Consider the following 13,709-nt stretch of genomic DNA (forward strand, 5'->3'; position numbering starts at 1 on the left):
TGCTTTACGGACTTGGTTGCAGTATCCTGTGCATGTGTGCATTCGACGACGAAACCGTCTCATCGTCCTTCGCGAAAACATCGAGCTGCCGCCGTGACCCATCCTTCCCCACGATGTAGAAATTTCGATCAGGGTTTAGCGCCTTGAAGCCCATCCGGTAAAGCAGCGTCCAAACATCATCCTCGAGCTGCCGATCGATAGGCTTGGCACGCTCAAGGCGAAGCGACCGCTTGTTTCGCTTCGCGAGCGTCCACCCGTCCGCCTCTTCTGCCGCAAGCTTCATGTCTAGCGCGGCGGCTGAACCGGCCGACACCGTCTTCTCGTCCACCTTCTTCGCTCGCACGACGGACGCAACGCGCAGTTCGTCATCCGAAACCAACATCCCCAAAGAAGCCGCCATCGTCCTTCCCCGCATGCTTGCCGCATCAGTTTGAGCGCAAGTAATCCAATCCGACCCACGATTCACGTATTGCAGTAGAGTATCTACAGCACATATGCCCAAATCGTTGCGCTGTCTTTCTCGGCTCAGTAGAAGCGCTCCCATAAAAGAACCTGGAGCCGGCGGAACATGGCGCTCGGACAAAGACCCGCAATGTCGTTCGGCACATCGATCCGGCGCTATCTGGCGAAATTCCGCCGGATCATTTCTGAGGACTCGTCAAAAGAGGTAACCATGCCCGCCCTATTTGAAGACAAGAAAAGGGATAGGACGTCGCCAAAGAAGGCAGGGGAAGACGATTTTGCGTTTTACGACAGCTCAGCTCGCAAGCCTTTTGCCCTTTATCGTCAGCTCGTAAACGGATGGTTGGCGGAGTTCCCGCAAGCGGAACAGGCCGACTTGGTCAAACGATTACGCGGCGGTTCGAACGTTCAGTATCAAGCGACAATGGCCGAAATTGTTGTTCACGCAGCATTGCGCCAACTCGGACATACCGTGGAGATTCATCCTGTCTCTCCGCATCCAACACGTAGGCCGGACTTCTTGGTCAAGGATGGGAACGGAGGTCCTTTGGCCTTCGTAGAAGTCACGACGTTCGGGCCGGACTTGGAGACAGTGGGCCGAGACAACCGTGAGGCAGCAATTTACAATGCTTTGGAAACGGTGAAGCTGCCAGCTGGGTGGCTGATGGGTTACAGCGTCGAAAAGCACGGCAAATCATCACCCAGTCTTGGCAAGCTCAGATCTGAAGTCGAGGCCTGGGGGGCACAGGAGTGCGGCGACAATGTTCAGCACATGCCCAGCCGCATTTTCGACGCTTCTGACTGGAAGATCGAGCTCACACTTCATGGTGGGTACGACAAGGAGAAGCTGTATGAGCGCAAGATTGCGGCTGCCATGAGCGGTGTGCGATCGGTTGCGCCGCATCTTGACCTCCGCCAGGCCCTTGAGATCAAGGGACAAAGGTACCGGATTTCCGAAACACCGTATCTAATCGTCGTTGCCGACTGCAAAGGATCGATTCCCGTAGGCGACCATGTTGCCGACGCACTGATTGACGCCTTGTTTGGAAGTCCCTGCGTTCATTTTCGCCGACGGCCCGACGGCGGATTTGATACCGAGAACGACCGGACAAATGACGGCTACTGGGGACGCCACGGCGCTCCGCGCAATCGCAATGTGAGCGCCGTCGTCATATTTCCAGAGCCCAATCTTTGGAAACTACGCGACGAACGGTGGCAACCACTCATCGCTTATAATCCGTTTGAAGCCAATCCGCTTTCCAGGGAGTTGTTGCCCTTACCCGGGGTCGGAACAAGAGCAGTGCGAAATCGTACGCGGCCTTTATCAACCAAAGACCGCAATATCCTTGTGATGTATGGCTTTTCATGCGATTCTTCGGGCTGGTCTAAGGAGGTGAGAATGCCTGAAATACTTGCAGCGCTTTCCAACATTCGGACTGTTGAAGAAATGATCGCGGCCTTCCGGGATGAGCAGCATTGCCGTCGGTTGCTGGAAAGCATGGTGTGGCCGGATGGCCGGATCTGCCCCGCCTGCGGATACAAACGCTCGATTGCGCTTGCCGGTCGCGATACCGGCAAGCGTCGCGCCCGACCGGGTCTTTATCAATGTTCCAGCGGCGATTGCCGGTTCCAGTTCACGGTGACGACACACACGCCTCTGCACTCCACGAAGCTTCCCTTGCGTGTTTGGCTGAAGGCCATGTGGCTGTTACTGCAATCCGACAAGGGCTTGTCGTCGGTGCGCCTGGCCGAGGCGCTCGGGGTGAGCCAGCCAACGGCCTGGCGGATGGGACATGCACTGCGTCTCATGGTGGCGCGGGAGAACATGCTCGCCGGCACGGTGGAGATCGACCATTTCCATCTCGGTGGAAGGCCCAGAAAGAATCCCGACGACCCGCCTCCGGGCCGCGGCCGGAAAGGCCAGGCGAATACGGACAAAACGCCAGTCATGGCAATGGTGCGGCGCCCGAGTGACGTCATGCCTGGCACTCTGGCCGGTGACGCGCGTGCCGCGGTCGTGACCAGTCTCTCGGCGCGAGCAAGCGAACGCGTCATTGAAGCGCAGATCGAATTGGGAGCTCATTTGATGAGCGACGAGTGGAAGGCATTCATGGCCATTGGTAGAGCTTTGCCAAGCATGAGACAGTGAAGCATTCCAGCGGTGAGTATGTGCGCGACGCCGTCCACGTCAATTCGGTCGAAGGTTTCAACTCCCGCGTCCGCCGTACCATCGCCGGCGTCTTTCATCATATCAGCCCGCAGCATGCCGACCTGTATTTCCACGAGGTCGGCTTCCGATGGTCGCAGCGCGTCGTCACAGGAAACGTCATTCGCAAAACCCGGCATGGCCGGGAGAGCGTGCGAACCTTGTGGTCGCGCGTGCCGCCTGCGCTGCAATTGACGAATGTTTTTCGCACCGCCACGGGTCGTCAGATGCGCCGAAGCCCGGATGGCGGCATCATCATCAAATCAGCCGTCGCTGTCTTTGGTTGATAAAGGCCTCGTACGCTAAGGTCGAACGGAGCAGGAACGTTATGCGGCACGGCGTAGCCCTGGCGGGAGGCGAAGCGACCTGAAGCCTTCCGGGAGATGTTGCTCGCTATCCCAGGTGTAGATACCTGTCAGGTTGATGTGCTCCCAACTCAGCGGCGAGATATGCTTCAACAGCGTATCTGGGATGTTCCTTCCCGCTCGTTTGAGCTCTGTGACCGCGCGGTCGAGATAGACCGTGTTCCAGTGGACGATCGCGCTGACGACAAGATTGAGCCCCGATGCGCGGAATGCCTGACTTTCGAACGACCGGTCGCGGAGTTCGCCACGCTCATGAAAGAAGACTGCGCGTTTGAGTTTGTGCGCTGCCTCCCCCTTGTTGAGGCCGGCTTGGCAGCGCCGGCGCAGTGTCGAGCTCGAGTACCATTCGATCATGAATAGCGACCGCTCGATGCGGCCGAGTTCCCGAAGAGCCTTGGCCAGTTGGCTTTCCTTCGGTGATGCCGAGAGCTTCTTCAGGATCGTCGAGGGCACAACGGCACGGGTGGTGATCGATGCCGCCAGATGAAGCAGATCGTCCCAGTGATCGAGGATCAGGGTGGTGTTGATTGGCGCTCCGATGTGGTTCGACAGCGCCGGGTATGCATCGCCTTTCTCAAACGTGTGGAACTTCCGATCTTTGAGATTGCGCAGTCGCGGTGCGAACCGCTTGCCGATCAGAGCGAATAGCCCAAAGACGTGATCGCTCGCGCCGCCGGTGTCGGTGAAGTGCTCCTGTATCTCGAGGATTGTGTCCTGATCGAATAATCCGTCGAGCACAAAGGCGGCCTCGCTTTCGGTCGGGCTGATGGGCAAGATGCTGAAGTAGCCGTACTGATCTGACAGATGGCTGTAGAACTTCGATCCGGGCTCACTGCCGTAATGTAGATTGATATCTCCGCGCTTTGCGGCGCGGTCGCTTGCTCGGAAGAATTGGCCATCAGATGACGACGTCGTGCCATTGCCCCAAAGGCGAGAATGCGGATGGCGGGTGTGTGCGTCCGTCACGCAGGCCTGGGCCGCACGGTAGGTTTCTGACCGGGCATGGAAGGTGCGCATCCAACTGATCTGGTGAGCGCTGATCCCTTTGGACGCGCTGGCCATCCGTTTAGGACCAAGGTTGGTTGCATCGGCCAGTACGCCAGCCAGCATGGCCGAGACATTCCTCGGAGTGTCGCCCGTGCGAACATGGGTGAAGCAATCCGCAAAGCCGGTCCATTCATGCACCTCCCTCAAGAGATCTGGCACCTCGACCAACGGATAAAGCTCGCTGATCTCGGCATTCAGTTCCTCGGCTGCAGCGGGAACCTCGCCGGCGGTCGGCGTGACGATCAAGGTACCAGCTTCAAGGCGAACACCGTCGAGCTTCCCGGATCGTGCCCTGTGCGCCAGGCGCTTCAGGTTGAAGTCGAGCATCTGCCGCGCTTCGGTAAGCCACGCCGCACCGCCTTCTTGGACACCAAGTCCGAGGCGACCTTCATCTTTCAGGATTGTGAACGTTGACCGCGGCATCAGGTGCTCGTCGATCGGTCGGAAAGATCGGCTGCCGTCGACCCAAATGTCCGCGGATCTAAGGCGGTCTCGCAAAGCCGCGAGCGTAGCAATCTCATAGAGACGGCGATCGGGCTTCTCCTGCCCGAGGATTAGTCGTCGATCAGCTTGGCTGAGGTGGGTGACCGGGACGCGATCCGGAAGGCTCCGCCGCTTCTCGGCATAGAGCCGTTTCAGCAGCGAAATCGCCGCAAGAAGGGGATCATGGCGGCGCGCTGAGCGGAATGTGAACGCCTGCAGGAACGCACCGGCGTACTTGTTGACGGTCGCATATTGCTCGGCCGCCAAGGTCAAAGGCGACGCCTCGTTATCCTCGACCATCGACTCAAGCTCAGGCTTCATCCGAAGCAACCGGTGCCATCCAACTTCCTGATCGAGAACCTCCAATGCGTTGCGGCCATAATCGTTCGCGGACTGCAGGGCTGTGATCGTGTCCAGGAACATGCGTAGCGCTTTGGCCGTATCCGGCCTGCAGTCCATGTGCCGCTGCTTCTTGCGGTTATTGGCTTGCGAGAACAGCCGGCCGATCAGCTTGATGAACATCGACACTGCATCGTCAGTGAGCTTCTGGCCGAGCTTGATAATCTGCGCCACGATCAGCGCATGTCGACGGCTGGCATTGAAGTCGTTGGCCAGCCATGCCGGTGTGGCGTTGCCCTCACGGATCATCTGATCCCACCGTCCAGACGATATGCGCATCTGCAATTTCGGATCGATTTCTAGCTTGCGCAGGAACGCGATCCGTTCGGTCAGCCCGACCAGGTTTGACGCACCTGGCGCATCCGGCGCTGATCGCAGCCAATGAAAGCGCGTTTGCCCGATGGCCGGGTCAACCTCCAACAGCTTATCCAATGATTGAAGCGTATCGACCGAAATTTCTTCGATCAGCGCTCTCTCCGCCCGCCGACGGGCAATGGCGCGGGCGGCAAGACCGATCCGTTCGATCGTGTCAATTGACGGCAGAAGAGATCCGCGTTCACGAAACATGGAGACAGTAGCACTCGCTATCGCGCCACCGTCGTCGGAGATCGCGGCCGCCTGAATTGCAGCCAACAGCGCAGCTCTACGGTCTTGCCCCGTCGCGCTCCGCGCGGCCAGATAAACCATCAAGCGAGCAATGTGATCGCGACGCGTTTCTTCACGGCGTGCATAGAGCGCAAACTTTCCAGCGTCGGCGCCAATCTGCTCAGCAACGTACTTTAGCATTGCGCGAGGCGGCGTTTCATCGGTCGCCAACACCCTGCCTGGATATCGCATCAAGCAGAGCTGAACGGCAAATCCGAGCTGATTGTGTTCTCGTCTGCGAAGTCCAATTTCAAGCCTGTCAGCCGACGACAACGAATAGTGTCGGATGAGGCCGTCCTCATCGGTTGGTGTATCGAAAAGTCTCTGTCGATCCTGAACCTTGAGAAGCCTCCGTTTACCCATCGCCCAACTCCATCCACGACTAATCTGCCGGGAGCGTTGTCGAGTCGGAGGGGCGAAGAAATCAAAATTGGTGCCCTGCGATGGCAATCCACAGGGATCGGATGCTGCACAGCCGGACTACAGTAGAGTTCATGATCCGTTCGCCCTTAGCGTACGAGGCCTTTATCAACCAAAGACAGCGACGGCTGATTTGATGATGATGCCGCCATCCGGGCTTCGGCGCATCTGACGACCCGTGGCGGTGCGAAAAACATTCGTCAATTGCAGCGCAGGCGGCACGCGCGACCACAAGGTTCGCACGCTCTCCCGGCCATGCCGGGTTTTGCGAATGACGTTTCCTGTGACGACGCGCTGCGACCATCGGAAGCCGACCTCGTGGAAATACAGGTCGGCATGCTGCGGGCTGATATGATGAAAGACGCCGGCGATGGTACGGCGGACGCGGGAGTTGAAACCTTCGACCGAATTGACGTGGACGGCGTCGCGCACATACTCACCGCTGGAATGCTTCACTGTCTCATGCTTGGCAAAGCTCTACCAATGGCCATGAATGCCTTCCACTCGTCGCTCATCAAATGAGCTCCCAATTCGATCTGCGCTTCAATGACGCGTTCGCTTGCTCGCGCCGAGAGACTGGTCACGACCGCGGCACGCGCGTCACCGGCCAGAGTGCCAGGCATGACGTCACTCGGGCGCCGCACCATTGCCATGACTGGCGTTTTGTCCGTATTCGCCTGGCCTTTCCGGCCGCGGCCCGGAGGCGGGTCGTCGGGATTCTTTCTGGGCCTTCCACCGAGATGGAAATGGTCGATCTCCACCGTGCCGGCGAGCATGTTCTCCCGCGCCACCATGAGACGCAGTGCATGTCCCATCCGCCAGGCCGTTGGCTGGCTCACCCCGAGCGCCTCGGCCAGGCGCACCGACGACAAGCCCTTGTCGGATTGCAGTAACAGCCACATGGCCTTCAGCCAAACACGCAAGGGAAGCTTCGTGGAGTGCAGAGGCGTGTGTGTCGTCACCGTGAACTGGAACCGGCAATCGCCGCTGGAACATTGATAAAGACCCGGTCGGGCGCGACGCTTGCCGGTATCGCGACCGGCAAGCGCAATCGAGCGTTTGTATCCGCAGGCGGGGCAGATCCGGCCATCCGGCCACACCATGCTTTCCAGCAACCGACGGCAATGCTGCTCATCCCGGAAGGCCGCGATCATTTCTTCAACAGTCCGAATGTTGGAAAGCGCTGCAAGTATTTCAGGCATTCTCACCTCCTTAGACCAGCCCGAAGAATCGCATGAAAGGCCATAGGTCACAAGGATATTGCGGTCTTTGGTTGATAAAGGCCGCGTGTCTGCGGGAACGGTTCTTGTTCCGACCCCCGATACAGACGAGGCGCGGCTTGCCGCCGAGCGGCCGTGCATGTCATCGAAGGCCCGCTGATGGCCGGCATGAACGTTGTCGGCGATCTGTTCGGCGCGGGAAAAATGTTCCTGCCGCAAGTGGTGAAGTCCGCGCGGGTGATGAAACAGGCCGTCGCCGGATTGTTGCCGCACATGGAGGCTGAGAAGCTGGCCAACGCCGCCAATGGCATCGACAATGGCGAGCGCCAGACGGCGGGCAAGATCCTGATGGCGACGGTCAAGGGCGACGTCCACGACATCGGCAAGAACATCGTCGGCGTGGTTCTGGCCTGCAACAACTACGAGATCATCGACCTCGGCGTCATGGTGCCGGCGGCAAAAATCCTGCAGACGGCGCGCGAGAGACAAGTCGACATCATCGGCCTGTCCGGCCTGATCACGCCGTCGCTCGACGAGATGGCGCACATGGCCGCCGAGATGGAGCGTGAAGGCTTCGACATTCCGCTTCTGATCGGCGGCGCGACGACCAGCCGCGTGCACACGGCGGTGAAGATCCACCCGCGTTATACCAGGGGGCAGACGGTCTATGTCACCGACGCCAGCCGGGCGGTCGGCGTTGTGTCCTCCTTGCTGTCAAACGAGACCAAGGGCGGTTATGTCGACGCGGTTCGCGCCGAGTACAAGAAGGTCGCCGATGCGCATGCCCGCTCCGAAGCCGACAAGCAGCGGCTGCCGCTGGCCAGGGCACGAGCCAACGCGCACAGGATCGACTGGTCTGCCTATGAGCCGCCGAAGCCGTCTTTCACAGGCATCAAGGTTTACGAGAACTGGGACCTCGCCGAACTGGCGCGCTATATCGACTGGACGCCGTTTTTCCAGACCTGGGAGCTGAAGGGCCGTTATCCAAAAATCCTCGAGGACGAAGCGCAGGGGCCCGCTGCCCGTCAGCTGTTCGAGGACGCACAGGCGATGCTGAAGAAGATCATCGCCGAAAAATGGTTCGCGCCACGCGGCGTCATCGGCTTCTGGCCGGCCAATGCCGTCGGCGACGACATCAGGCTGTTCATTGACGAGGCACGATCCGGGGAATTGGCGACGTTCTTCACTTTGCGCCAGCAACTGACCAAGCGCGACCGCAAGGCCAATGTCGCGCTGTCGGATTTCGTCGCCCCGTCGGACAGCGGCAAGCCCGATTATATCGGCGGCTTCATCGTCACCGCCGGCATCGAGGAAGTGGCGATCGCCGAGCGTTTCGAGCGGGCCAATGACGATTACTCCTCGATCATGGTCAAGGCGCTGGCCGACCGCTTTGCCGAAGCCTTTGCCGAGCGCATGCATGAGAAGGTGCGCCAGGAGTTCTGGGGCTACGCGCCCGACGAAGCGCTGGCGCCCGACGAACTGATCGGTGAACCCTACCGTGGCATCCGCCCGGCGCCCGGCTATCCCGCACAGCCCGACCACACCGAGAAGGCGACGCTGTTCCGGCTGCTCGACGGGGAGGGCAATGCGGGCGTGAGCCTGACCGAAAGCTATGCGATGTGGCCGGGCTCGTCGGTGTCGGGGATCTACCTGTCGCATCCCGAAAGCTATTATTTCGGCGTCGCCAAGGTCGAACGCGACCAGGTCGAGGATTATGCGCGCCGCAAGGCGATGCCATTGGCGGAGGTCGAGCGCTGGCTCGGACCGATCCTCAACTATGTTCCGGTGCCCCATGCCGAGGCGGCTGAATAGCGAGGGGAAGCTCTGTCGTTTCGCTTTAACAGTGCTGGTGTTTTGCGTGCCACGCTGTCATGCGCGGCAAGCCAGACCTGTCGAATCCTCATGTCGATCCCTGGTGTTGGTGTGACCGTCGTGACGTCCTTTGTGTCGGCCATCGAAGATCCAGAGAATTTCAAGACATCTCGCTCCGTCGCCGCCTGGCTGGGCCTGACGACCCGCCGCTACCAATCGCGCTAGGTCGACTATCACGGCCTATCTCGGGTCGTGGCGATCCTCGCATGCGTGCCCTTCCTACGAGTCGGCGACGGTCATCCTGGCCCGCAGGGCCGCCGACGGCACCGTAAACTTAACGCTGTGAAACCAAGATCTGGGAGTGAGGCTTTGGTTCATTCGGCGTGAAGGCGGGCGATTTGGCGCCATGCTTGCATGGCAGTTGCTCGCAGTTCTCGATGGTGGGTGGATGGAATATCGTGGCGGGGAACGTTAAAGAGGTTGGCGATCGGGTCGTGGACGGAAACGAAACGCTGAAGATGTCGCGCTGACTTGAAGCGCTTCATGACCCTCTCCCGCCGTCGGACGGGTTGATGAGAGTTCTCCGCCCGATTGTTCAGGCCCTTGTGCGAGCGATGCTCGACGCCTGGCATGATCTCCCGCTTCGCCGCACCGTAGGATCGAAGCTTGTCGGTGATCATCACACGCGGCGAACGGCCTTGCCCTTTCAGAAGCTTTCGCATCAAGCGCTTTGCCGCCTTGGCATTGCGACGGCTTTGCACCAACACGTCGAGAACAAACCCGTCCTGATCAACGGCGCGCCAAAGCCAGTGTTTCTTTCCACCGATGGTGATGACAACCTCATCGAGATGCCATTTGTCGCCGAGCTTGCCGGCCGATCGCTTCCGGATATCATTGGCAAAGTGTCTGCCAAATTTCTCAGCCCAAAGTCGCACGGTCTGGTGAGAGACGATGACGCCACGAGCTGCCAGCATATCCTCGACCATCCGCAGGCTGAGCGGAAACCGGAAATAGAGCCAAACGGCATGGGCAATCACCTGCGCCGGAAATCGGTGGCGACGATAAAGAGGATCACGGGAAAATCTGGTCATGCCGCCAGATCCCACATTTTGATCGATGCCCGGTTAACGTTACGGTGCCGTTTGAGCGGATGTTTGCCAGGCAGGTATGCGTAGTTGGGGAAATTCCTTTTTTTTGGCAGCAAGCAAGAACGTGATAGACCCAGCAATCACGAACGCACGTTGATGGCAATTCACGTCACATGGAATCTGACGGGACACCGCCCTGCATTGGCTGTTTTTGGGTCCTGCCATTCCTGAAGATTTCTGCTTCCGCCGTACACGCACGACGCCGGGCGTCTCCGGCGGCAGAGACCGATAGCGCTTGACCGTCTTGAAGCCCGACTACTCGCGCACCCTTTCGCCGAGCTGTCAACAAAAAAGCCTCTCTAACTCCGCCCTAATACGACTCACAATTGTGAACGTTGTCCGCCAAAAATTTAACCATCGTTAGTAAACTAGCAATAAAAATGTAAAGTGTTTTCACATATCTTCCCTTGCTTCTGCCCTAAACCAGGTGTTTATTCCATTTATAAGGTAATGTTGGACGCGCAAACCAAAAGAAAAGCGATACTGTACTTATGAAAAGAAACCTAGTGTCTGCCGCAGGGGCTGTAAGCGCCACTCGTTTGCGCAACGCCGAACGCATCGGATTCATTGGTACTGGTAGTATGGGACGACCGATGATCGCCAAGCTCTTGGAAGCCGGCTATCTGGTGGACGTCTACGACATCGATCCCGCAGCTGCGAAACACGTGCTGGAAAAGGGAGCTCGGTGGCATGACGCACCGCGCGACGCGGCCCGCGATTGCGAAATTGTCATCACCTGCCTGCCGCTGCCACACGACGTCTTTGACAACATGACGGGCGAGCAAGGCGCTTTGGCGGGAATGGCACCGGGGAGCGTGTGGATCGATACGTCCACCACCGACTACCACAACACGATCGAGATCGCCCGCCGGGCCGCAGCAATTGGCGTGGATACACTAGAAGCGCCCGTGAGCAACTTGTCTCACATGGGGGTCGATTTCGCCAATGTCAGCTTCTTCGTCGGCGGGCAATCGGAGGTCTATGGGCGTTGCGAGGCGGTATTGCAAACCATGGGAGCCATCTCCTTCCATGTCGGAGACATCGGTCAGGGCCAATCAGTCAAATTGCTGACGAACCTACTCTTTTACGCTGCAGCAGTTGCGAGCGGCGACGCGCTCTGCCGAAGTGTGCGCGATGGCGTTCCAGCGCAGCAGGCGTGGCGCAAGTTTGTCGGCTCTTCGGCGAACTGCGTTGCAATCGAGCAGTTCGTCCCGTTTCTCCTGGATGGCAGCTACGATCGCTCTTGCACTCTGGAGATCACGGTGAAGGATATGGGCTTGACCGTCCAACTGGCTGATGAACTCGGCGTGAGACTGCCGATCGGGCGCGCCGTCGAAAAGTGTTACAGCCAGGCGGGACGGAAGTTCGACCGATACGACAACCACCTGCGTGTCGTTGAACTGGCGCAGGTGGCCTTCGGCGTTCGAGTGCAAGTGGCGGGCTATCGCGCGCCATCCAAGTACGGTGCCGACCCCGCGCATCCGCCAGACCAGGAATTCCTCACAGATCCCGTCGGACGGATCAAACCGAAGCGCGAGCATGTGTTTCCGCTCGACGACGCCCCACTCAGTGACATCCAGATACGCTTGCTCAAGTCTCTGGTCGACGAGCTCACCCACGTCAATCGCCTGATCCTTGACGAGGCGTTTGATCTCGGACGCGGCATGGGCCTGAGCGATGCCCTGATCTACGACGTGATCACCTGGAGCGTAGGAGCCTCCGCATGGTCGGACAGCCATGCTCAGCAATACGGCAACGAGGACCTCATTGATCGAGCCGGTGCCATTGCGCCGCCGCTGACGACCGTACCGCATCTCATCTGCCCTACACGGAGGAAACTGTCATGACCACCCTCGACCAGCAGACGACACTGGAGCAAGCCGCGCGAAAGCGCATCAAGGATTCCCATGCCCTCGACGGCGACGTCAGTCGCTTGGCCCACTTCTATCGCGGATGGGCTAGTTCCTATGAACTGGATGTCGGCCGCGACGGATACTGCGGGCCGACGGTGGTTGCGGAACTCGCGAGCGCCGTGCAGACAGCGTATTTTGCCAATGAGCGAGCAGCCATCGCAATCCTGGACGCCGGGTGCGGAACAGGCCTCGTTGGCGTGGAATTGAAGCGCATCGGCTTCCAGTTGCTCGACGGGTTCGACCTTTCCGAAGAGATGGCCGAAAAGGCCCGGAAAACTGGTGTCTACCAGGATGTCCAAGGCGATGTCGACCTTAACGGGCCGCTCTCCGACCACTCAAGCGCGAGCTATGACATCACGGTCTGCTGCGGCGTCTTCACGCTCGGGCATGTCGGACCGAATGCACTGCGCGAACTGGCTCGCGTCACGCGCCCCAACGGATTCATCATCGCAAGCACCCGAAAGAGCTATGCGGAGGCCACATCCTTTGAAGATGAGGTGCGGCGTCTGCAGGATGCGGGCGTGCTTGTGACGGCACAGTGCCTAAATGACGGCAAATATATCGCGGAGGAGGGCGCGCATTACTGGGTTTTCAAAGTGCCCGATAGGGTCTTTGCAGAAACGGAGCAGGAGCTATGATCACGCTACCGCAAATCTCACTGGCAAAACTGGCAGCCGATGCAACCCGACACGAAGAGCGCGAGCGCCTACGCCTGGCCTGCGAGGAGTACGGGTTCTTCTACCTTGAGCACGGAATCCCGAAAGAACAGATCGCAGAAGCGATCCAGGCTTCCCGGCGGTTCTTCGCGTTGCCACAGGCGACAAAGGAACGTTACGGTCACTCCGCCCAAGAGGTGTACCCCGCTACCGCCCGTGGATACAGTCCGTTGTACGGTGAAATGCTACATCCCGAGGCCGGCCCCGATCCGAAGGAAATGTTCGACCTCGGAATCGAGAACGAAGGCGATCGGCGTCCGTTTGCTGGTTGCACACGCCTTCCGGATGACGCGGTGGCCCCTGGCTTCGCCCGAAGCCTGCTTGCTTTGCAGGCTACCGTGGTCAATGAGGTTGTGCCGAAGCTCGGGATGGCGCTGGCCGACCTGCTCGAAATGGAAGAGGGCTGGTTCCGACGCTATTTCAACCCGCCGACGGTCCTGCAGCGCGTGATCCGATATCCATCTACTGGCGGCACGGCCGGAAAGCATACCGACAATGGATTCTTCACGCTGTTGCTGCAGGAGGAACTCCCCACGCGTTCCTTGCAGGTGTGGTTCGGGGGGCGCTGGGTGCCGGCGCCGAGCCTCCCCGACAGTCTCGTTGTCAATCTGGGCGACATGCTTCAAGCCTTGAGCGATGACCGATTCAAGAGCACGCCCCATCAGGTCGTGCACAATGGTCCGGCTGAACGAATTTCTCTTCCCTTCTTTATCTATCCCGACATCGACGCTCGCCTGACTTCCCGGCAAGGCAAGCACACCTTCAGTGTCGTGGAAATGATGTTTCGCAACTTCGAATCAATCTGGGATACCGGGAATGGCGCTGGACATGCACGAGAGTTGCAGTAAGCCGTTCGGTTTCTCGAGCTTGCGT

6 protein-coding genes and 4 pseudogenes are annotated in these 13,709 nt (G+C 59.1%); 6 read left to right on the forward strand and 4 right to left on the reverse strand.

Annotated elements, in window-relative coordinates; translation table 11 throughout:
- Positions 1-4: 4 nt before the first annotated feature.
- Positions 5-400 carry a hypothetical protein gene (locus ACZYHG_RS36600; protein WP_464615481.1) on the reverse strand — a complete coding sequence of 132 codons (396 nt, stop codon included), beginning with the start codon at positions 398-400 and terminating at the stop codon, positions 5-7.
- A gap of 1,461 nt (positions 401-1,861) precedes the next feature.
- Between ACZYHG_RS36600 and ACZYHG_RS36605 the strand changes: the two are divergent.
- Positions 1,862-2,955 (forward strand): annotated as a pseudogene (locus ACZYHG_RS36605) (IS1595 family transposase).
- Between the two features lie 39 nt (positions 2,956-2,994).
- On the opposite strand, the gene ACZYHG_RS36610 reads toward ACZYHG_RS36605, so the two are convergent.
- Positions 2,995-5,970 carry a Tn3 family transposase gene (locus tag ACZYHG_RS36610; RefSeq protein ID WP_464615482.1) on the reverse strand — a complete coding sequence of 992 codons (2,976 nt, stop codon included), beginning with the start codon at positions 5,968-5,970 and terminating at the stop codon, positions 2,995-2,997.
- Positions 5,971-6,135: 165 nt separating this feature from the next.
- Positions 6,136-7,229, reverse strand: a pseudogene (locus ACZYHG_RS36615) (IS1595 family transposase).
- A 118-nt stretch (positions 7,230-7,347) separates the two neighbouring features.
- Between ACZYHG_RS36615 and ACZYHG_RS36620 the strand changes: the two are divergent.
- Both ACZYHG_RS36620 and ACZYHG_RS36625 read left to right on the forward strand, forming a co-directional pair.
- Positions 7,348-9,059, forward strand: a pseudogene (locus tag ACZYHG_RS36620) (vitamin B12 dependent-methionine synthase activation domain-containing protein); the annotation flags it as partial.
- Positions 9,060-9,128: 69 nt separating this feature from the next.
- Positions 9,129-9,381 (forward strand): annotated as a pseudogene (locus ACZYHG_RS36625) (transposase); the annotation flags it as partial.
- 52 nt (positions 9,382-9,433) lie between these two features.
- On the opposite strand, the gene ACZYHG_RS36630 reads toward ACZYHG_RS36625, so the two are convergent.
- Positions 9,434-10,150: an IS6 family transposase gene (locus ACZYHG_RS36630; protein ID WP_464615483.1), complete on the reverse strand. Its 717-nt coding sequence runs from the start codon at positions 10,148-10,150 to the stop codon at positions 9,434-9,436.
- Between the two features lie 650 nt (positions 10,151-10,800).
- Between ACZYHG_RS36630 and ACZYHG_RS36635 the strand changes: the two genes are divergently transcribed.
- Genes ACZYHG_RS36635 through ACZYHG_RS36645 form a run of 3 tightly spaced genes read left to right on the forward strand, consistent with a single transcriptional unit; the run spans position 10,801 to position 13,684 of the window.
- Positions 10,801-12,054: an NAD(P)-dependent oxidoreductase gene (locus ACZYHG_RS36635; RefSeq protein WP_464615484.1), complete on the forward strand. Its 1,254-nt coding sequence runs from the start codon at positions 10,801-10,803 to the stop codon at positions 12,052-12,054.
- Positions 12,051-12,758, forward strand: a complete 708-nt coding sequence (locus tag ACZYHG_RS36640) for a class I SAM-dependent DNA methyltransferase (RefSeq protein ID WP_464615485.1) — start codon at positions 12,051-12,053, stop codon at positions 12,756-12,758. Before ACZYHG_RS36635 ends, ACZYHG_RS36640 begins: the two co-directional genes overlap by 4 nt.
- The gene (locus ACZYHG_RS36645; protein WP_464615486.1) at positions 12,755-13,684 is read left to right on the forward strand and encodes an isopenicillin N synthase family dioxygenase; all 930 of its coding nucleotides are present in this window, start codon (positions 12,755-12,757) and stop codon (positions 13,682-13,684) included. The genes ACZYHG_RS36640 and ACZYHG_RS36645 overlap by 4 nt, the downstream gene beginning before the upstream one ends.
- The last annotated feature ends 25 nt before the right edge of the window (positions 13,685-13,709 follow it).

Source organism: Mesorhizobium subarcticum (assembly GCF_055456085.1).

Coding starts and splice junctions, on each gene's coding strand:
- ACZYHG_RS36640 (WP_464615485.1), top strand. CDS start 12,051: ATGACCACCCTCGACCAGCAGACGACACTGGAGCAAGCCGCGCGAAAG.
- ACZYHG_RS36610 (WP_464615482.1), bottom strand. CDS start 5,970: ATGGGTAAACGGAGGCTTCTCAAGGTTCAGGATCGACAGAGACTTTTC.
- ACZYHG_RS36600 (WP_464615481.1), bottom strand. CDS start 400: ATGGCGGCTTCTTTGGGGATGTTGGTTTCGGATGACGAACTGCGCGTT.
- ACZYHG_RS36630 (WP_464615483.1), bottom strand. CDS start 10,150: ATGACCAGATTTTCCCGTGATCCTCTTTATCGTCGCCACCGATTTCCG.
- ACZYHG_RS36645 (WP_464615486.1), top strand. CDS start 12,755: ATGATCACGCTACCGCAAATCTCACTGGCAAAACTGGCAGCCGATGCA.
- ACZYHG_RS36635 (WP_464615484.1), top strand. CDS start 10,801: ATGATCGCCAAGCTCTTGGAAGCCGGCTATCTGGTGGACGTCTACGAC.